Origin of the sequence: Bartonella sp. OC16QHHD (genome assembly GCF_042194035.1) — a bacterium.
Taxonomy (GTDB): Bacteria; Pseudomonadota; Alphaproteobacteria; order Rhizobiales; family Rhizobiaceae; genus Bartonella.
This window is the reverse complement of sequence record NZ_JBHIMJ010000001.1, coordinates 81007-101512: the sequence shown is the minus strand read 5'-3', so window position 1 is coordinate 101512 and position 20506 is coordinate 81007. Positions and strand designations below refer to the sequence as shown.

The window sequence follows — 20506 nt, the reverse complement described above, 5'->3', positions numbered from 1 at the left end:
ATTATATTTGAACTTTCATTAAAATTATAAACAATCATTATAAATCAATATATTATAAGAAAAGCGCCCCGCATAAAAAATCAGCTAAATATTAGGGATACTCTAATTGTTTTATTCACTTTTGATGGTGGTGGTGGTGGAAAAGAACCAACGCGTTGAAGGGCTGCCATCGCTAATCGATCAAGTTCCGGATCACCAGCAGAGACTGCTACACGACTAGAAAAAATACTCCCCTGCTCATGCACCATAAATTCTAACTTCACCGTTCCTTTTGTACGATTGGTGCGCTGTCCCACAATATAATTTTTTTGCCTTTCTAATTGTGACTGTACCTTTGCTAACCACTCCATTAACAACATATCTTCAAGCCCTGCTGTACCGCCGCCCTTGTTGATGGAAGAAGAACGTACCGCCTTTGCATTGGAGCGCTTTACTACAGCCTTTGGCATCGGTATTGTTTTTTTGATAAACGCTTTATGCTCCACTTTTTGAGGTAGGGGTTCTTCCAAAGGCTTTAAGTCATCTTGTTCTACTATATGCTGAGGTTCTTCCGATTGAACTTCATCCACGGATTCCAATCCTTCTGACTCCTGCTCTAAGAGATCAGACTGTAATACTTCTTGCTCTGTATTAATATCCGACTCTCTATGAATATCTGGCAAATCTGTATCAACATCCGGATATACAGTTTCTTGCACAAAATTCAGCATAATCTCCGACGAGAGCAAACCATTACTTATACCAGTACTTTGAAAATAAAACTGTGCTGCTAATAATACATGCAAAAAGAAAGCCCCAATAAATGCACCAATCCAAAGAGTTAATAATTGTTTCGTATTTGCAAAATTCATCGTTTCTTCTGCCACTATTTTAAGCTTAATATTGGTGTTCAATCTCATTAAAACAGGCTATTTTGAAATTGCAACTTTTTTCTTGACTGATTTTATCATGTTTAATATGGTCTTCTAATGATTTTGTGCCGTTGTCAAAATCATTCCTACTTGGCTGGCAAGTTTTAATCAGTGAGTCCAGCCTTTTTGTATTAAAAAAATTTCAAAACAGAGAGGGGATGGTTAAAAGGGTTATGATGTGTTATGCAAATAAGACGAAAAAATATCTATAAAAGCTGTGTAATTTTAAGTGCATTATCGGTCTGTATACCTTCATTTGTTTTTGCACAAAATAAAGATGGAAGTGCTGTCACTGAACTTAAACCAATCCTTATTAAAGGAAAAAAAATAGAAGATGCTTCAAATTCAATAACCATTCTGACTGATCGTAAGACCAACAAGAATATTGATGAAAGACAAATAACTGATGTTTATGATGTGAGTCGTCTTAATCCTTCCGTATCCTATAACTCAGAAAATAACAGTTTCGTTATTCGGGGTTTAGATGCAAACCGTGTTCTTACGACAATGGATGGTATTTCTCTTCCATGGTTTAATGATATATTCCGTGGTGGAGGTGGAAACACAACTTTTGATTTCAATGCTCTTTCTACGTTTGATACTATTCAAGGATCAGATTCTAGTCTTTATGGTTCTGGCGCCTTAGGGGGAATCATTGCGTTGCGTACTCTTGATCCTGAAGACCTGATCGTGGAAGAAAAGAATTGGGGAAGCCTTATAAAAGGTGGTTATAATTCTGTTGATAACAGCTGGCGCATCGATCAAACTTTTGCTGTGCGTAATTACCGGACATTTTTACTTTTTCAAGGATCTTATGTAGAAGGTCATGAGCGCAAAAATATGGGAACAGTAGAAGGGTATGAGGAACGCACGCGCAAAAACCCTTCTCACTTTGATAAAAATAACTTGCTTTTTAAAATTCATCAATATTTGAGTGATAATCACCGCCTTGGTTTTACCGCAGAGCGTTTTGGTCATAATAGTAACACACATGAATTAAATTCGTCTAAAAGATACGCTCCAGGTTCGGTTTATGAGCAGGATAATAAACTTCGTGAGCGCTTTTCTCTTTCTTATAATTATAATGGTAATGGTGATGCAGTTCTTGATGCGTTTAATGGGCAGCTTTATTGGCAAAAGCAATCAAGTCGTTACGTTATGACAGGCGTTCGTGTTTCAGCCCCCAAAGGGGATTATTTGAGAGATAATTTCTTGCGTAATACCAATTATGGTTTCAATGCTGATGCTCTCAAGAAAGTTCATATTGGCACTGTAGATCATACGTTAAAGCTTGCCGCTAATGTCTTGTCATCTAAGTTTCATCATTATTTGTTCGGGAAAGATAATTGTCACTTGCCGGAAAATGCGTGGGGGTGCCTCTTTGTACCCGCTAATCGGTCAGATTCACCAGATACAAATGGCTATAATTTGGGTTTTGTTTTCGAAGATGAAATTGGCTTTGCTGATAACCATTTCCGTATCACACCTGGAATTCGTTATGATTGGTATAAGTATGTCCCTCAGAAAACGTCTTCTTATGAGAAAGCTCTGCTTTCTGACAAATTTCCTCCAGAAAGAAATGGTTCACGTTTTTCTCCCAAATTACGTGTGGAGTGGGATGTTCGTAATCAAGTAACGCTTTATGCTCAATGGGCACAGGCTTTTCGTGCACCACGTATTTCAGAACTTTACGTCTCTTATATCAAACCTTCTGCTTATTATGTGAAAGGGAATCCTGATCTTCAACCAGAAACAAGCAATGGGTATGATGTTGGTCTACGGTATGGAAATGTAAATTTCGGCGGTTCCTTCAATGCCTTTTTCAATCAATATAAGAATTTCATAGATACTGAGAATAGAGGGCCATCAGAGGAATTTAGATTTGCGCGTCGGCATTACATGAATCGTTTTCACGTGCAAATTTTTGGTGTTGAGACAAAAGCCCATTTAGTTCTTAAAAATGGTTTTCATAGCAATGTTGCTCTTGCTTATTCACAAGGAAAAGATCTTGATAAAAAGGAGTATCTTAACTCAATTCCTCCTTTGAAAGCAGTTATCGGATTAGGATATGCAAAAGAGGTTTGGGGAAGCGATATTATCCTTACTTTGGCGGCTAAACGTGACAAAGTAGCCGGAGAATCTGATTACCAAAAAAATCCAGGATATCATGTCGTTGATATGACAGGGTGGTGGAAACCATTCGGTGATACGGGACCTATTCTAAGAGCCGGTGTTTATAATCTTTTCAATACAAAATATTGGAATGTATCTGAACTTCCTTCAGGTAAAAGTTCAACACCAAAAGATTATTATAGCCAGCCTGGTCGTAACTTTAAGGTGTCGTTTGTACAAAAGTTTTAGTCACTTCTGTTAATTATTCGGTCAATAAAATCATATTGATAAAAGGATTAATTATTGTGTTTCTATTTTCAACATCTTTAAAATTACAAAGATTTAGTAGAAAAGTTTTAATTCTTTCTGTTTTATCGTTTTTTGATTGCTCAGCTGTTGGCGATAGAGTGTTATTTTGTGATAGATTGAACTCTTAAAAGAATTTAATTTATTGCCTTGGAATTGTAAAATTTGAAAGTTAGTTTTTGAGTTAAGTAACATAAGGTAAATTCATGGCACATACAGCTGAAATGATTCTTCGTTTGCGTGAAGAAAAAAAAGAAATGCGAAACCGCGATTTTGCGGTTTCGATTGGTATATCTGAAGCGGAACTTATTGCGGCTTATTGTACCATTGGAAAAGCAAAAAGGCTACAAACTGATGTTGCTACTCTCTTGAAAAATGCACCTCGACTTGGAACCGTCATGGTCTTAACTCGCAATGAATATGCTGTTCACGAAATAACGGGACGCTTTGAAAAAATTGTTCAAAACGAACATATTCCTATCACACTTGGTGAAATTGATTTGCGTATTTTTACAAAACAATGGAAGTTCGGTTTTGAATATGATGTCGTTATTCTTGGAAAACCTACAAAAAGTCTGCAATTCTTTGATCAACATGGCGTTGCTATTTTAAAGGTCTATTCTAAAGATATGACAAATATGGAAGAGTGGAATAAACTTGTTGAAAAGCTCCTTCTTGAAGATCAGTCTCCTGTTCTTAACATTCTTCCCGTTTCTCTCCCAGCCCAATGTGACATAACAGAATTGGATATTGAGAGTTTTCGGGATCGTTGGCGGAAAATGACAGATGTACACCAACTTCACAAAATTATTTCCGAATTTAAAATTAATCGACATCATGCTGTAAAATATGTTGGTAATGAATTTGCCGATGAATTACAGGTAAATGCTGTTGAAATAATGCTTAACCAAGTCGCACAACAAGAACTGCCAATCATGTGTTTTGTTGGGAATAAAGGGTGTATTCAAATTTTTAGTGGGACTGTAAAAAATATTAAGCAAATGGGACCTTGGCTTAATGTTCTTGATCCAAGATTTGACCTTCATTTACTCACGTCCGGAATTGCTAGAGTATGGCATGTTCGCAAACCTACCCGTGATGGTTATGTCAGTTCACTTGAAGTTTTCGATAAAGATGATGAGATGGTTATTCAATTCTTTGGCGTACGCAAGGAGGGTCAAAAAGAACGTGAAGATTGGCGTTCTTTATTGAATAGTTTGCCATCATGCCAAGAAAACAGCAGTAACTAAGATAAGGTTAGACATGTTCATATCTCTTTTACATAGGTTATCAAACCTTTTTCTTATGTGTTTACTGCTCTCTCTTACTTGTTTTTCTAAACAAGTAATTGCTGAACCTGCAACGCGTTTTCCTGAAAATGCTCGAATTGTTTCTATCGGCGGAGCACTTACAGAAATTGTCTATGCATTGGGAGCCCAAGATCAACTTGTCGCCCGTGATAGTACAAGCGTCTACCCACAAGAAGCGCTCAAGCTTCCTGTGCTTGGATATATGCGTGCTCTTTCACCTGAGGGGGTTTTATCACTTGCTCCAGAGGGTATATTGCTTGTTGAAGGAAGTGGTCCCGCTTCAACAATTGATATTCTCAAAAAAACATCGATACCTCTGGTGATCATACCAGAAGACTACTCCCGTGAAAATGTGATAGAAAAGATTCGCCTCGTTGGTCAAGCCATTCATCGGGAAGTGCAAGCCGCGGCGTTAATTGAGAAATTGAAGCGTAATTTTTTAGACAACGATGCGCTTTTGGCGAAAGTAACAACACCAAAGCGTGTTCTTTTTGTTTTCTCTGTGCAAAATGGACGCGTCATGGCATCTGGAACAGGTACTGCAGCTGATAGTATGATCAAACTTTCAGGCGCTATCAATGCTATCACCGATTATAAAGGATATAAACTTCTCAACGGCGAAGCATTATTGAAATCAGATCCTGATGTTATTTTGCTTGTAAAACATGGTGCAAGATCAACCAGCATTGATAAGATTTTAGCCATACCGGCAGTTCAAGCAACAACTGCAGCGAAAAATCATGCCATAAAACAGATGGATGCTATGTATTTTTTGGGATTTGGTCCACGTACTGCAGACGCATCAAGAGAACTTATTGAGATACTTTATGGTGCACATCAAAACGGTAAGAGCTGATAAAAATGGTAGACGGTACATCCAGGATGCATTTACCTAAAGAAAAAGAAGGTAAAAAAATAAACCGTTCAAAACAGGGGAAGATTTTATTATTAAGCTTAATAATATTCCTTATTTTCAGTATTTTTGGTGGGCTCTTGAATGGTGCAGCAAAGGTTTCTTTCGTTGATCTCCTCCATGTGATGCTTACACAAGATTTTTCGGTAAGTAGTAAAACGCGTGATTACCTCGTGCTCATCGACATAAGGCTTACCCGTGTTATCTTGGGATTATTGATTGGAGCAGCTTTAGCTGTCTCCGGTGTTCTTATGCAAGGGCTTTTTCGTAATCCTCTTGCAGATCCTGGAATTGTAGGTGTATCAGCAGGTGCTGGACTTGGAGCAGTCTTAGCAATTGTTGTCGGCATTGCTTTTCCTGTTTCTTTTGCACCTTTTCTAGAGCCTTATAAAGTTATCATAGGTGCTTTTTTTGGTGGACTTTTATCAACGATTATTCTCTACATAATAGCAACGCATAACAGCTTTACCTCTATTGCAACCATGCTGCTTGCTGGTATTGCTCTTGGTGCATTAAGCAGTGCTGTTGTCGGAACATTGATTTTTGTCGCAAATGACCAACAACTGCGTGATATCACTTTTTGGAGTCTGGGCTCTCTTGCGGGCGCTACATGGTTGAAAGTATGGCTCGTTCTCCCTTTTATCGTTATTGGTCTTCTTTTCTCTCCCTTTTTATCACGAGCACTTAATGCCCTTGCTCTTGGAGAAGCTGTTGCTGGCCATATTGGTTTCCATATTCAACGCGTCAAAAATATTGCTATTCCCCTTGTTGCTCTTATGTGCGGTAGTGCTGTTGCTGTCAGTGGTGGTATTGGTTTTATTGGTATTATTGTTCCTCATATTTTACGTCAGCTCATAGGTCCTGATCATCGCTATCTCATTCCTTGCTCTGCTCTCTTGGGAGCAGCATTACTTATTTTTGCTGATATGTTTGCACGCTTAATTGTTGCCCCCGCAGAATTGCCGATTGGGATTGTAACAGCACTTTTTGGTGCACCTTTCTTTCTATGGATCCTTATATGCAAACGAGGAACAGACTTTTCATGATTGAAGCGACAAATATTTGTGTTCAGCGCGGAAAGAAGCAGATTCTTAAACACATTAATCTTCAAGCTAAAAGTGGTGCTTTTACCATTATTATTGGTCCTAATGGATCAGGAAAAAGTACTTTTATCAAAGCTCTGAGTGGTGAAATTCCTTACAGTGGAAAAATAACCTTAAATGGTTATAATGTATGCCAAACAAAAACTCATGTAATGGCAAAAATGCGCGCTGTACTACCACAATCAACAACGCTCGTATTTCCATTCTTAGTCCATGAAGTTGTAGGGCTTGGCCTTTCTGTAAACCAATTTAGCATTGCCAAAGCCGAATTGCAAAATCTTATCCAGAAAGCTTTAGAGTGCGTTGACCTTTCTGATTATGGCAACCTGTATTATCACCAATTATCAGGCGGAGAACAAGCTAGAGTACAACTTGCCCGTGTACTTTGCCAAGTCTGGAAACCTGTTCATAATGGGATTCCTCGCTGGATGATATTAGATGAACCTATTGCTAGCCTCGATATTCAACATCAAATCATCGTTATGGATATTGCTAAACAATTTGCTCATTCTGGTGGCGGCCTTCTTGCTGTTCTTCATGACCTCAATCTCGCAGCACATTATGCAGATAACATGATCTTGCTCAAGGAAGGTGAGATTTATTGCGAAGGAAATGCAACTAATGTGTTGACAACACAAAATCTCCGCAATGTTTATCATTGTTCTTTAAACGTTTCTGAATTACCTAAAGAAGATATCCCTTTTATACTCCCTCAAACGGCATCCTCCTATGAAATTAGATCTCTAAGCTATCGGCTTCAATCTAAAAACTAAAGTCCATAGCAAAATAAAACACGCAAATATTCAAGAATCTTTTTTATTTTTATATGAACTCCTTTTTGTCATCTATCATTAAAAAAGAAGACCAAGCACCCTAAAGATATTTTTTGAAAAAACTACCAGTTTAAAATCTTTCAAGATTTTACGTAACTAAAAACATGTGAAGTTTTGTTTTGCTATCAAACTGTTAGATAATACGAATTTATCCAACATAAATATGCGTTTTCCCACTCTTTCTATCACTTTTATCTTTATAAAAATGATTCAAGAAATGCGTACAAATGCCTTTGTTATAATAACGGGTGTATTATTTATATCTTCTAAGAACCATACAGAAATCAAGTACTTTTCTCCCCTCCACAAAATATTTGTTTATAGCTCTAATAGTAATGTCTTCTTTATAACACATATACTTTAGCTTTTTTTATAAATAAATATTAATTTATACTAATATTTTTTACTTTTCTCTCTCTATTAAAAAATTGTTTATTGGCATATCACAAAGAATTAAACTATTGAATAAAAACTTTAAAATAAACTCAATAACGCTTTTTGTAAGCCCCCTAATGCAAAAACAATGCGGAATATAGGGATGAGGAGAGAGTATAGAAATAGCGTTTGTCTTCTGCTTCACAAGCATAATGATGATTCCACTCAAGGAGTACTATCATTTACAGATAAAGCCTCCACCATGGCAATGCAAAGAAATGAAATCGACAACAAGGTGAGAGATATCTTTATAAGATGAATTAACTCATACGGAGGTATGCTGTTTTTGCACAAAAAAACGTTAAAATATTGTACTTTATTTATGCCTCAGGTTGAATAATTTTATCACCTTACCCCCTATCAAAACACCTTATGAAAAAATGTATCTCTAGATCACTTCACGGTACAGTTTAAATGATTTTTACATATTTTCCCTATGTTATCATATAATTATAAAATAAATTATATCCTTAACTCTTTCTTTCAATCATTTTTAAATTGTTTTTTGACTCTCTCAAGTATCCTATTAACAATATAGATTTCCTTTTCATATGCATAAAAAATAACGCGGAATTGCTCCGCGTTAACAAAATTATCAAGGTGTATAGACTATTATTACTTAAACATACTCATGATTTTATAGCATAGACAACGGTTGTATTAACAGGGCGCGTTTCTGCCTCACCCGTATGGGAAAGAGTTACCTTGTGTGTATGTGCACCAGCAGAAGCTGTTCTCCCTTTCAGGGTTGTATTATAAGTATAATGATTCGGGAGTCTCCCAATATCACCAACAGGCCATCCTACCCCTTGATACTCAAAATTATGCGCATGCTCGCCTGCGTTTTCAATACTCCCAATATGCGTATGTGATTTTATGCTATCTTGTTGTTCATCTGCAAACTTTCTACCACCATCTAAACCCCGACCATTATCAAAGCCGCGTAAAAACATGCCTCTAAAATCAGGAACTTTAAAAGTTTTATTGCTGTCTTTTCCCCATTTATCACCTATTGCCTCGAATAACTGCGGATAATCTTCACGCTTATAGGCCTTACCATCACATAAAAGCCAACCATTTGGCACATTTTGCATAGCAAATGTTGCAATGAATCCAGAGGGGAAACTTTCTATCTTTGGTGGTGTAGGGTTTAATAAATACCAACCCTCATGCTCTTTTATTAAAACACCATTATTGTATACCATTTCATAAATGCCATCTGTTTGAAATTCTCCACCTTCTAATGGTATAATCCCCGCATCAGTGGCTTTATAGATAAGCTTTTCTCCTATATTATTAACAGTTATTGTTGTCACGCCAATATTTACACCACAAGCTTTAAAACGTATGACGATATCATTGTTGTATTTCTTTATAGGCGAAACTGTCTTTAAGGTAATTAATGTTGTTTTATCTTCCAAATTTACTATAAAGCTTGAATTAATAGATCCACCATTATCTGCAAGATATTCGCGCACGCGCTGCATCATCGCCCGTGCACTATCATTAACAGAACTAGGCGGCTGTCCTTCTGCCCAATTAATGATACTATCTGAATAAGCATTTTCATCAGCCTTTAGAGACCAATCGTAAATATTAGACATTTTAAATCCCCCATTATTTTCATAGTTTTTCTAACAACTTCTCGTTCTGTGCACTAAAATGTGCTGCCGCTGTTTATTGGTACATCATAACCACTGCACCATCCTTATTTACGCATTTTATCTCTCTTCACTCCTTCCAATTTTATAACCTAAATTCACCAGACGCTTTTCATAACATTAGTATTAATGCTTTCTCTTCTAATGTATAATGTAACCACCTCATCTGATGTTACTTAATATCTTGTTTTGTTGCTTTGCTGTTGTTATATAATTATTTTTCAAATCTTGCATCTTGTTGCAAAATTTATAAATACTATTCAAATTTTTCCTTATTATGGATTTCATATAACCATTACTGAATGTAATAACTTATCATCCACATAGAAAGTTTCTGACTTAAACATTATCTTTTTTTATTTTTTTCAATAGTTTAAATCTATCTCGTCGATATTTTATACCATATATTTTAAACAAAGAAATTCTATCTTTTGGCTATCATTTGTATTAAAACTTTAAAAATTAGCTTCAAATTTTTTGCATGCTTCATTATGTTTTTATTCACATGCAGATAGTTTGTTCTATTTTATTCAATTGATTTCTGAAATTGTGTCACAAGATTAGCACCAATGTTTTTTTGAATAAGCTTTTGTTCAATCTAAATGTATCACAGAGAATATATTCAATATGGACATTTGCTCCACATTTTCATTAAACTGGAAATAAAATACCTTGAAATATTAAATATCACACACCTTCACAAAATTTGAAGGTTGTATCCGATCCGGAAAAAATTAAAAAGCATAACCTAGCCTCTCCCCCAATTTTTATGAACAATATCCTTGTTTTTTAAACGCCCCATAACCAGCTTTTCCCCTCCCACAGTTAACACATCTCGCTCTATATATTATTATATGTATATTTTTTTTGCAAGAACAATAAATCATTCTAAACAACATCTTGCAATTATTGGTGTTCTTCTTAATTCAAGGCAATATTATTTTTATAATAAAGATTAGGTATTGTTTCACGCTTTTGTTTATCGCATTCTTAATGGGAACATCCCCCTCATAAAGAATAAAGTACCCCAAACAAAATATAATGATATTGCATATTACGCACTTTTTAAGAAATATTGCTCAAAATATACTCCTTTCATTTTATGACAGCGCACGTCAATGATACAATAGCAAGCCATTATAGATCATCAGCTTTAAGCTTTTGAAGATACAAGTGGAATCCATCATACATTTTGTTGTCCCCCACGTTTTGACAGCCTCACATCTTAGAATGTTCATTAAATATCATTTGGCTTCCTTTCTTCAAGTGTTTTGCCCCATACGCTCCCACTTATGACGTGCAAGGAAGTGTTTTTATATGAAAAGATATATGATGAGAGGATCTTATGGTATTCTGAGTTATTATTTTAATATGAAAAAAATCTCAATCAGAGCCATAAACTATCTACTTTTCCCTGATAATCCGTTTTTAACTTTATTCTGGTTTATAAAAGCTTCAATATCATAGTTTATCACTTCATAATATCTATTTTCACTCTTAAAAACACACCAAAATCGTTTAAAATATATTTTTATGATTGACAATATAGATATTTAAGCCAACCATATTCGTATTAAAAAAAATACTTCAAGTGGGAGGAGGCATGCAAATATTAGAATAGATATTGTATCAGTTTTTCAAAATAACTTTTCTTGAGCTGTATTGGGTTTTCTTTGCTACAAAGCAATACTATCCCTATTCATCTGAATGCTCGTGATTGATAATTTGAATACATCTCCATTAACATCGTAACCTATTTTTGAACTCCGTGTCTATAAGGAAAAAGTTTGTGCAGAAAAATACTCCATCAATCAGTTGTAGCCCCTTTCCCGCTTCACGCAAAATTTATCAACAGAGCCTTCTCTTTTCTGATGTGCGCGTACCATTGCGTGAAATTTCACTGGCTGATGGCAGTGGTGAAAAACCTTTAAACGTCTACGATACTTCTGGCCCCTACACAGATAAAGATATGATCATTGATATTACAAAAGGCCTGCCAGCAATTAGCTTGCCTTGGCTCTCTAAGCGGGATGATACTGAAACTTATCCTGCACGATTAGTTAAACCTGAAGATAATGGATTGACTTCTGATAAAAACCTTACACCAGCCTTTAAGCAAAAACGTTCTATTTTACGAGCAAAAAATGGCAAAGCAATTACACAAATAGCTTACGCACGCGCAGGCATTATTACCGAAGAAATGGAATATGTAGCTATACGAGAAAATGAAGGATTAGTAGTAAAAGAACGGCAGAATGTACCATCAAATGAAACATTTGCTGGAGCAATACCAGAAATTTATACTGCGGAATTTGTTCGCAATGAAATTGCTTGTGGACGCGCCATTATTCCACAAAACATTAATCATCCAGAGTGCGAACCCATGATTATTGGGCGTAATTTCCGTGTTAAAATTAATGCCAATATTGGCAATTCAGCAGTAACGTCATCTATGGAAGAAGAAGTTGATAAAATGGTTTGGGCCATTCGCTGGGGAGCAGATACAGTTATGGATCTTTCTACAGGACGAAATATTCACAATATTCGTGAATGGATTATCCGAAATTCTCCTGTGCCCATCGGAACAGTTCCTCTTTATCAAGCACTCGAAAAAGTACAGGGTATTGCCGAAAATTTAACATGGGATATTTTCCGTGATACCCTTATTGAGCAAGCAGAGCAAGGTGTTGATTATTTTACCATTCATGCAGGATTAAGATTATCATTTATTCCTATGACCATTGATCGTGTAACAGGTATTGTTTCACGAGGCGGTTCTATTATGGCAAAATGGTGTCTCCATCATCACAAAGAAAGCTTTCTCTATGAACATTTTGATGAAATTTGTGATATTGCAAAAACATATGATATCTCTCTTTCATTAGGAGATGGATTACGCCCTGGCTCTATTGCCGATGCCAATGATGAAGCCCAATTTGCAGAGCTTAAAACTTTGGGAGAATTGACAAAAATTGCTTGGAAAAAAGATGTACAGGTTATGATTGAAGGTCCTGGGCATGTCCCAATGCATAAAATTAAAGAAAATATGGAGCAACAATTAGATCTTTGTCATGAGGCGCCTTTTTATACTTTGGGGCCTCTTACAACGGACATTGCTCCTGGTTATGACCATATTACATCAGCAATTGGTGCCGCTATGATTGGATGGTTTGGAACTGCTATGTTGTGTTATGTAACACCTAAAGAACACCTAGGACTCCCCGATAGGAATGACGTAAAAACTGGTGTGATCACTTATAAAATTGCTGCTCATGCCGCTGACCTCGCTAAAGGTTTACCTAGAGCACAATTGCGCGATAATGCTCTTTCGCGTGCACGATTTGATTTTAGATGGCATGATCAATTTAACCTTTCTCTTGATCCAGAAACAGCCTGTGCCTTTCATGATGAGACAATGCCTAAAGAAGCCCATAAATTGGTGCATTTTTGTTCCATGTGTGGACCAAAATTCTGTTCTATGCGTATTTCCCATGATATTCGTGAGGCAGCAGCAATAAGAAAAACAAAAGGGGAAGGTATGATCGCCATGGCCGAAAAATATCAGAAAAATGGTGACCTTTATATGGAAATTGTTCCTCCTCAAAAAAAGAAAGTAAATAGTTGAAGAACATTCTTATCAAAGGTGCAGGTGTAGGCGGCTTAACAGCTGCCTTTATGTTAAAGCAAAAAGGTGCTTCTGTTACTGTATCAGCCCCCCCTCATTCACCTATAGGAAGTGCTAGTTGGTATGCAGGAGGAATGCTCGCACCTTACTGTGAAAGAGAAAGTGCAGAACAAATTGTTGAAGATCTTGGTGTACAAGCTATACAATGGTGGCGTAAAACGCTCCCCAACCTTGTCATACAAAAAGGCACTTTAGTGGTTGCACCTACACGAGATAGAGGAGAGCTTGAACGATTTTCTGTGCGTACGCATAATCACAAAACCATAGATAATACAGAAATAGCTCATCTTGAACCAGATCTTGCTGAACGTTTTAACTGTGCACTCTTTTATGAAAATGAAGCCCATATTGACCCTCGCAAAGCACTTATGGCTTTAAAAGAAAAGCTTCTCAACAATGGAGCCTGTTTTGTTGATGTAGAGAAGGCTGAAAAAAATTTTGATATTGTTATTGATGCGACAGGAATAGCACGTTTAGGAAAAGATAAAAATATACGGGGCGTACGCGGTGAAATGCTTCTCGTGCGCTGCACCGATATTAAAATTTCGCGTCCAATTCGTCTTCTTCACCCACGGTTTCCTCTTTACATTGTACCTCGACAAGATAATATTTTTATGATTGGTGCAACGATGATTGAAAGTGACTTTGATGGTGCAATCTCTGTAAGATCAATGATGGAACTGCTCAACGCGGCTTATACTTTACATCCTGCTTTTGCTGAAGCAGAAATTATTGAATCTGGCGTTGGTGTTCGTCCATGTTATCCTAATAACTTCCCTTCTGTGCATAAAGATGGTAACTTTATTTCTATTAATGGATTTTATAGACATGGTTTTCTGTTGTCTCCAGAAATGGCAAAACGAGCAATGAAATTGGCATTGGAATAAAGCATGCAAATATTTGTTAATGGTGAAACAGTCCAAACAGAAGTTATGACTCTCGGTCTCTTGCTTGAAGAATTGGGGTATGAAGGGAATTGGCTTGCAACTGCTGTTAACGCTGAAGTTGTTCCTATAGATGCACGAAGCCAATTTGTCTTGCATGAAGGAGATAAAATTGAAATTTTAAGCCCAATGCAAGGAGGCTAAAATTATGCTGAATCTTTATGGACGACAATTCTCTTCCCGTCTTCTATTAGGTACAGCGCAATATCCTTCACCAGCAATCCTTCGTGATGCTATTCATAAATCGAATACGGAAATTGTAACTGTTTCCTTGCGCCGTGAAACTGCAGGAGGAAAACAAGGCGGACAATTTTGGCAATTTCTTCAAGATCTTGGGGTAACAGTGCTTCCTAATACTGCTGGTTGTTATACTGTTAAAGAAGCCGTAACCACAGCGCAATTAGCAAGAGATCTTTTTAAAACAGCTTGGATTAAACTCGAAATTATCGGTAATTCAGACACCTTACAGCCAAATATTTTTTCCTTAATCGAAGCTGCTCAAATTTTAAACAATGAAGGTTTCAAAATTTTTGCCTATACAACGGATGATCTCATTGTTGCTGAAAAACTTTTCGACATTGGTTGCCGTGTTATTATGCCTTGGTGTGCTCCTATTGGTTCTGCCAAAGGACCTCATAATACTGATGGATTGCGTTCTATCCGTGCTTACCTTCCTGATGCTACTCTTGTTATTGATGCCGGCATTGGACGCCCATCACATGCCGCCATTGCGATGGAACTAGGTTATGATGCAGTACTGCTTAATACCGCAGTTGCTAAAGCAGCTGATCCTGTCTTAATGGCTGAAGCATTTTCTAAAGCTGTTCAAGCAGGACGTATGGGATATAAAGCTGGCATGATCGAAGCACGCAATGTAGCAGTCCCTTCAACACCAATCATTGGAAAAGCGGTATTTTCATGAAACTGGATCCATTTTACCTCATCGTTGATAACGCTGATTGGATTGAACGTTTGCTTCCTCTTGGTATCAAGCTCGTACAATTGCGTATGAAACATGAAAATCAACAAATAATCCGTCAACATATTAAGCGTGCAAAAAACATATGCAATAAATTGGGAGCACAATTAATTATTAATGATCATTGGGAAATAGCAATTGATGAAAAGTGTAATTTTATTCATCTGGGACAAGAAGACCTGAGCAATGCTGATCTTCACGCAATTCGTAAAAGTGGTATAAAAGTTGGTCTTAGTACACATGATGAATATGAATTGGATACCGCACTCTCTGCTAATCCTGAGTATATTGCACTTGGTCCTATTTATCCGACAATCTTAAAAAAAATGAAATGGATGCCGCAAGGACTAGAGAAAATCAAACAATGGAGAAAGCGGATTGGTGCTTTACCTTTGGTGGGTATTGGTGGTTTAACACCAGAACGCGCAGTTGGTGTTTTAAAAGCAGGAGCAAATAGTGCTGCTGTTGTGACTGATATTATCCTCCATAAAAAACCTGAAGAACGTGTACAGCAGTGGATAAAAGTGACACAAACATGGCGTTGATACCTTCCATTCTTATTGTTGCGGGCACTGATCCAACAGGAGGTGCTGGTATTGTTCGTGATATAGAAACCACTGCGCATTTTCAAATAAAAGCAAATTTAGCAATTACTTGTGTTAACGTACAAGATGATAATCGCGTTGTCGAAATCATTCCAATGCGTGGAGACATCGTCGCTGCGCAAATGCGTGCTGCCCTAGAAGCAAATCCAATAAGCGCAATAAAAATCGGTATGACGGGGACAAAAGCAATTATAGCAGCAATCTGTAACGTACTCAAAGACTATCCCCATGTTCCAGTTATTTTGGACCCTGTACTTGTCGCTTCATCAGGAGGAAAACTAATAACGGAAACAATCATCGACACTATGATCGATAAACTGCTTCCTCATGTTGATCTTTTAACACCGAATAGAGAAGAACTCGCTCTTCTTAGCCAAAGTCCATTGGCATCTCATGATAAGCAAGCAATACAACAAGCAAAAAAACTTTTGTCATTGGGAGCTCGCTCTATTTTAGTAAAAGGGGGACATGCAGAAGGTCCTCTTGCAATTGATAGCTTCATTGACAAAACTGAAGTCATAAATATCTCTACTCCACGTTTAAAAGGAACAATGCGAGGAACAGGTTGCATTCTCTCAAGCGCTATTGCAGCGCATTTAGCATTAAATGAACCTCTCATTTCAGCTGTAAAAAAAGCAAAAGCATATATCCACACATTGCTTTTAACCCATTATAAAAATAGTTTATAACGTCTTAGTATTTTCTTATATAAAAGTAATATTTATATATTTCAATTAATATATTTAATATTTTTAATAAAAGTTATTAAAAAAATATAATAATATAAAATTTATACTTAATTTTATAAATAAAATACTAAAAAATTCACTTTCATTAAGTATTAAATATAGAATATAATGATAAAAAATATTATCACACCACTTGCATTCAGTAAAAAATTCTTTTATTATGAGTGCGTTTAGTCTGTTTAAAAAGTTGAAGTTGAAATAGCGCAATTTAAACAAATTATACATTTAAAGATGCATATAATCGCGAACACTCGCATTTTACGATTTGCCTTTTTTGTGAAAAGAGAGAATCCTATCAGCGTTCTTATACATTAATGGCTAGCGAATACATTTAATAAAACTTGAAGGATAATTTTGTTTGATCTATAATCGCTAGATCATTAGAAAAAGTAAAATGTTAAATCAAACGCCTTGCTCAATTTCCTATGAAGAACTCTTAAACTTTTATAAAGAAAGTGGTGCGGATGTCGTTCTGACAGATTTTCCTATTGATCGTTTTAAGCAGTCTGCTTGTTCAGAGAGAAAATTAACGCCTGTTGTTAACATTTCTCATAATCAACAAGCATCTCCCAAAACATCTCCAACCGTAAAATTAGATCATCATCAGCTGCATAACTCTAGGACTATACAAAATGAATCCACAGCTATAGAGAGTGCAAAAAGTGCAAAGACACTTGATGAATTAAAATCTGCTCTCCTTGCATTTAATGGCTGTTCATTAAAATTGACAGCAAAAAATACCTGTTTTTCAGATGGAACAGCAGGAAGCCCCCTGATGCTTATAGGCGAAGCACCAGGACGAGACGAGGATATACAAGGAATTCCTTTTGTGGGAAAAGCTGGGATGTTGCTTAATAAAATCCTCGCATCAATTGGCTTAACAAGAAATAATGTTTACATTGCCAACACTATTCCTTGGCGTCCACCAGGAAATCGTACACCAACACCAAGAGAAGTTGCCTTGTGCCGCCCTTTTATTGAACGGCACATTTATTTAGCGCGTCCTCGTGTTCTTATAGCACTGGGAGGCGTTGCTGCACAGTTTCTTACTGGATCTCAAAATGGGATTATCCGAACAAGAGGGAAATGGCATATCTATGAAAGCGAGGATAATATAAAAATACCTGTTATGCCAACTTTCCACCCAGCTTACCTTCTTAGAACCCCTAGTCAAAAGAAGCTTACATGGATAGACTTCTTAGAAGTAAAAAATCGCCTCGACAGCCTTTTGTAATTCTTTAATCCTATCTTGCTTCTAAAATTAAAACACCCTTCTTTAACCCTTAAAATAAAAATGGGAAAAAACTATGAAACAGCCAATAACATCTATTTATCGTTTGGAAGACTACCAACCAACCCCTTACGTTATCCCTAAAACACAACTTTCTTTCCAATTGGCACCGACAAAAACCTATGTTACAGTCATATTGTCTATTGAATCCCGTCACGATACAAAAGAATTAACACCTCTTGTTCTTTCTGGTGATGATCTTACTTTAATTTCCGTTTCTATTAATGATGAGATATTAGCCCCAAACACTTATAAAGTGACGCCTTCACGTTTAGAAATTACAACGCCACCACCGGCTCCTTTTACATTGAAATTGGTTACGGAACTGAATCCTGAAAGCAACCGCCAACTTATGGGGCTTTATCTTTCAAATGGTGTTTATTGCTCACAATGCGAATCGGAAGGTTTTCGTCGTATTACTTATTTTTACGACCGCCCAGATGTTCTTTCTACCTATAGAGTGAAAATTGAAGCAGATACCCAAACAATCCCAATCTTGCTTTCAAATGGTAATCTGGTGGAAACAGGAACTTTAGAGAATAATCGCCATTTTGCCATTTGGGAAGATCCTTATCCCAAACCATCTTATCTCTTTGCTTTAGTAGGTGGAGATCTTGATAAGTTAGAAGACCATTTTACAACTGTATCTGGACGACGTATTGAGCTTGGTATCTATGTAGAAAAAGGAAAAACCAAACGCGCAACCTATGCAATGGATGCTCTTAAACGTTCCATGCGTTGGGATGAACAATGTTTTGGGCGCGAATATGATCTTGATGTTTTCAATATTGTTGCTGTGTCCGACTTTAACATGGGAGCAATGGAAAACAAAGGCCTTAACGTTTTTAATGATAAATATGTTCTTGTCGATCCTGAAACAGCAACCGATCAGGATTATAGAAATGTTGAACGTGTCATTGCACATGAATATTTCCATAATTGGAGCGGTAATCGTGTTACCTGTCGCGATTGGTTTCAACTCTGTTTAAAAGAAGGATTCACTGTTTATCGTGATCAGGAATTTTCATCAGATCAAAATGTACGCAGCCTACAGCGAATTGAAAATGTAAAAGCATTAAAAGCGACGCAATTTGCAGAAGACGCAGGACCTCTTGCGCATCCTGTACGTCCTCGTCAATATAGCCAAATTAATAATTTTTACACCACAACTGTTTATGAAAAAGGTGCTGAAGTTGTTCGCATGATACGAACTATTTTAGGTCCTACTCTGTTTCGTAAAGGCACTGATCTTTATTTTCAACGTCATGATGGACAAGCTTGTACAATTGAAGATTTTATTACCTGTTTTGCTGAAGTGTCTGGTCAAGACTTCTCCCAATTCATGCTATGGTATGAACAAGCAGGAACACCCAATGTAGAAATCGATAGTCATTATAGCGATGGTGTTTTAACAATTCATACAAAGCAACATATTCCCGCAACCCCACAACAAAATACAAAAAAGCCTATGCTTATCCCTATCGTATTTGGCTTGTTAGGATCTAACGGAGAAAACCTCACCTATGAAGCAGATACAGATATTCAATCAAATGTTATGCTTTTATCCAAGGAAAGCCAAACGTTTACATTAAAGGGACTGCGTGAAAAACCCGTTTTATCACTGCTGCGAGACTTTTCAGCACCAATCATTCTACACACTCCATTCAATGAAAGAGAACTTATTTTTCTTGCACAACATGATGACAATCACATCAATCGCTGGCAATCTCTTAATCATTTAATGACGCAAGCTTTGATTCACAGCATTCAAGATAAAACACAAGAAAAAGCAACACTCCCTTCTGCTTTGCTAAAGCTGATTGAAACGATCATAACAGATGAAACCTTAGAGCCTGAATTTCGTGCCTTCTGTTTAAATTTACCTAGTGAAGTTGAGCTTGCTCATACAATCGGTAAAAATATTGATCCAGATCGTATTCATTATGTCCGCCATCAGTTTTTAGCTTCACTTGCACAAACTCATCAAGAGCTCTTAACAAAATTCTATGGACAAATGCAAACCCAAGAGCCCTATTCACCAAACACTGCACAAGCTGGAAAGCGAGCATTAAAGAATATCATACTGGATTACCTTTCCATTGCTGAAGCCAATCCAAATCGAGCTGCTATACAGTATGCAACAGCTGATAATATGACTGACCGTATGGCGAGTATCGCTGTTCTCGTGAAGCGTTTTAATGAAAGTGAGCAGGCACAAAATTCCTTAAATGATTTTGAAAACCGCTATCGGCATGACCCTTTGGTCATGGATAAATGGTTTTCTATTCAAGCAATGGTTGCTAGCACATCAACACTCGAGAATGTTCAAAAGCTTATGCAACATCCGCTGTTTTCACAAGATAATCCTAATCGTGTACGTTCCCTAATCGGTGTTTTTGCCTCTAACAATCTCACGGGCTTTAATAGGATGGATGGAGCATCTTATCATTTTCTTTGCCAAGTCATTTTGGAAATTGACAAAAAAAATCCACAGCTTGCTTCACGATTATTAACAATGATGCGCTCTTGGCGACAATTAGAACCTATTCGACAACAAAAACTTGAAACTGAATTAAAAATGATTGCTGCTGCGCCAAAATTATCAAGCGATGTTGCTGATATCATCAACCGTCTGCTCACTTGAAACAAAAAAATATTTTAAATCAATA

At 36.8% G+C, this 20506-nt stretch carries 15 protein-coding genes; 13 read left to right on the top strand and 2 right to left on the bottom strand.

What is annotated here, in order from left to right:
* Positions 1 to 80: 80 nt before the first annotated feature.
* Complete coding sequence (locus tag ACFIK1_RS00425) at positions 81 to 851, bottom strand: energy transducer TonB (RefSeq protein WP_375661839.1); 771 nt, start codon at positions 849 to 851, stop codon at positions 81 to 83.
* Positions 852 to 1094: 243 nt separating this feature from the next.
* Here ACFIK1_RS00425 and ACFIK1_RS00420 point away from each other — a divergent pair, with 243 nt between their 5' ends.
* From ACFIK1_RS00420 to ACFIK1_RS00400, 5 genes are all read left to right on the top strand, one after another.
* Positions 1095 to 3272, top strand: a complete 2178-nt coding sequence (locus ACFIK1_RS00420; RefSeq protein ID WP_375661815.1) for a TonB-dependent hemoglobin/transferrin/lactoferrin family receptor — start codon at positions 1095 to 1097, stop codon at positions 3270 to 3272.
* A gap of 263 nt (positions 3273 to 3535) precedes the next feature.
* Positions 3536 to 4579 (top strand): hemin-degrading factor, encoded by a 1044-nt coding sequence (locus tag ACFIK1_RS00415; RefSeq protein ID WP_375661814.1) that lies wholly within the window; start codon positions 3536 to 3538, stop codon positions 4577 to 4579.
* Between the two features lie 13 nt (positions 4580 to 4592).
* Positions 4593 to 5495: a hemin ABC transporter substrate-binding protein gene (locus ACFIK1_RS00410; protein WP_375634174.1), complete on the top strand. Its 903-nt coding sequence runs from the start codon at positions 4593 to 4595 to the stop codon at positions 5493 to 5495.
* 5 nt (positions 5496 to 5500) lie between these two features.
* Positions 5501 to 6598: a FecCD family ABC transporter permease gene (locus tag ACFIK1_RS00405; RefSeq protein WP_375661813.1), complete on the top strand. Its 1098-nt coding sequence runs from the start codon at positions 5501 to 5503 to the stop codon at positions 6596 to 6598.
* Positions 6595 to 7428 carry a heme ABC transporter ATP-binding protein gene (locus ACFIK1_RS00400; protein WP_375661812.1) on the top strand — a complete coding sequence of 278 codons (834 nt, stop codon included), beginning with the start codon at positions 6595 to 6597 and terminating at the stop codon, positions 7426 to 7428. Before ACFIK1_RS00405 ends, ACFIK1_RS00400 begins: the two co-directional genes overlap by 4 nt.
* Positions 7429 to 8552: 1124 nt before the next feature.
* Here the strand turns inward: ACFIK1_RS00400 and ACFIK1_RS00395 are convergent.
* Positions 8553 to 9527 carry a tail fiber protein gene (locus ACFIK1_RS00395; RefSeq protein WP_375612960.1) on the bottom strand — a complete coding sequence of 325 codons (975 nt, stop codon included), beginning with the start codon at positions 9525 to 9527 and terminating at the stop codon, positions 8553 to 8555.
* A 1846-nt stretch (positions 9528 to 11373) separates the two neighbouring features.
* Here ACFIK1_RS00395 and thiC point away from each other — a divergent pair.
* From thiC to pepN, 8 genes are all read left to right on the top strand, one after another.
* On the top strand, positions 11374 to 13209 hold the full coding sequence (gene thiC / locus ACFIK1_RS00390; protein WP_375661811.1) for a phosphomethylpyrimidine synthase ThiC: 1836 nt from the start codon (positions 11374 to 11376) through the stop codon (positions 13207 to 13209).
* Positions 13206 to 14156 carry an FAD-dependent oxidoreductase gene (locus ACFIK1_RS00385; protein ID WP_375642831.1) on the top strand — a complete coding sequence of 317 codons (951 nt, stop codon included), beginning with the start codon at positions 13206 to 13208 and terminating at the stop codon, positions 14154 to 14156. The genes thiC and ACFIK1_RS00385 overlap by 4 nt, the downstream gene beginning before the upstream one ends.
* A gap of 3 nt (positions 14157 to 14159) precedes the next feature.
* Positions 14160 to 14357, top strand: a complete 198-nt coding sequence (gene thiS, locus ACFIK1_RS00380) for a sulfur carrier protein ThiS (protein WP_273791115.1) — start codon at positions 14160 to 14162, stop codon at positions 14355 to 14357.
* A 4-nt stretch (positions 14358 to 14361) separates the two neighbouring features.
* Positions 14362 to 15135, top strand: coding sequence for a thiazole synthase (locus ACFIK1_RS00375; RefSeq protein WP_375617625.1), 774 nt, complete (start codon positions 14362 to 14364; stop codon positions 15133 to 15135).
* Positions 15132 to 15737 carry a thiamine phosphate synthase gene (locus ACFIK1_RS00370; protein WP_375634178.1) on the top strand — a complete coding sequence of 202 codons (606 nt, stop codon included), beginning with the start codon at positions 15132 to 15134 and terminating at the stop codon, positions 15735 to 15737. The genes ACFIK1_RS00375 and ACFIK1_RS00370 overlap by 4 nt, the downstream gene beginning before the upstream one ends.
* The gene (locus tag ACFIK1_RS00365; protein ID WP_375661810.1) at positions 15728 to 16486 is read left to right on the top strand and encodes a hydroxymethylpyrimidine/phosphomethylpyrimidine kinase; all 759 of its coding nucleotides are present in this window, start codon (positions 15728 to 15730) and stop codon (positions 16484 to 16486) included. Before ACFIK1_RS00370 ends, ACFIK1_RS00365 begins: the two co-directional genes overlap by 10 nt.
* 454 nt (positions 16487 to 16940) lie before the next feature.
* Entirely contained in the window at positions 16941 to 17780 is an 840-nt protein-coding gene (locus ACFIK1_RS00360) for a uracil-DNA glycosylase family protein (RefSeq protein ID WP_375661809.1), read from the top strand.
* Between the two features lie 73 nt (positions 17781 to 17853).
* Entirely contained in the window at positions 17854 to 20481 is a 2628-nt protein-coding gene (gene pepN, locus ACFIK1_RS00355) for an aminopeptidase N (protein ID WP_375661808.1), read from the top strand.
* Positions 20482 to 20506: the final 25 nt, after the last annotated feature.

Bases quoted from the DNA above. Each gene is read 5' to 3' on its own strand.
- ACFIK1_RS00420 (WP_375661815.1), top strand. From the start codon at position 1,095: ATGCAAATAAGACGAAAAAATATCTATAAAAGCTGTGTAATTTTAAGT.
- ACFIK1_RS00410 (WP_375634174.1), top strand. From the start codon at position 4,593: ATGTTCATATCTCTTTTACATAGGTTATCAAACCTTTTTCTTATGTGT.
- pepN (WP_375661808.1), top strand. From the start codon at position 17,854: ATGAAACAGCCAATAACATCTATTTATCGTTTGGAAGACTACCAACCA.
- ACFIK1_RS00415 (WP_375661814.1), top strand. From the start codon at position 3,536: ATGGCACATACAGCTGAAATGATTCTTCGTTTGCGTGAAGAAAAAAAA.
- ACFIK1_RS00400 (WP_375661812.1), top strand. From the start codon at position 6,595: ATGATTGAAGCGACAAATATTTGTGTTCAGCGCGGAAAGAAGCAGATT.
- ACFIK1_RS00395 (WP_375612960.1), bottom strand. From the start codon at position 9,527: ATGTCTAATATTTACGATTGGTCTCTAAAGGCTGATGAAAATGCTTAT.
- ACFIK1_RS00375 (WP_375617625.1), top strand. From the start codon at position 14,362: ATGCTGAATCTTTATGGACGACAATTCTCTTCCCGTCTTCTATTAGGT.
- ACFIK1_RS00405 (WP_375661813.1), top strand. From the start codon at position 5,501: ATGGTAGACGGTACATCCAGGATGCATTTACCTAAAGAAAAAGAAGGT.
- ACFIK1_RS00360 (WP_375661809.1), top strand. From the start codon at position 16,941: ATGTTAAATCAAACGCCTTGCTCAATTTCCTATGAAGAACTCTTAAAC.
- thiS (WP_273791115.1), top strand. From the start codon at position 14,160: ATGCAAATATTTGTTAATGGTGAAACAGTCCAAACAGAAGTTATGACT.
- ACFIK1_RS00365 (WP_375661810.1), top strand. From the start codon at position 15,728: ATGGCGTTGATACCTTCCATTCTTATTGTTGCGGGCACTGATCCAACA.
- ACFIK1_RS00370 (WP_375634178.1), top strand. From the start codon at position 15,132: ATGAAACTGGATCCATTTTACCTCATCGTTGATAACGCTGATTGGATT.
- ACFIK1_RS00425 (WP_375661839.1), bottom strand. From the start codon at position 851: ATGAATTTTGCAAATACGAAACAATTATTAACTCTTTGGATTGGTGCA.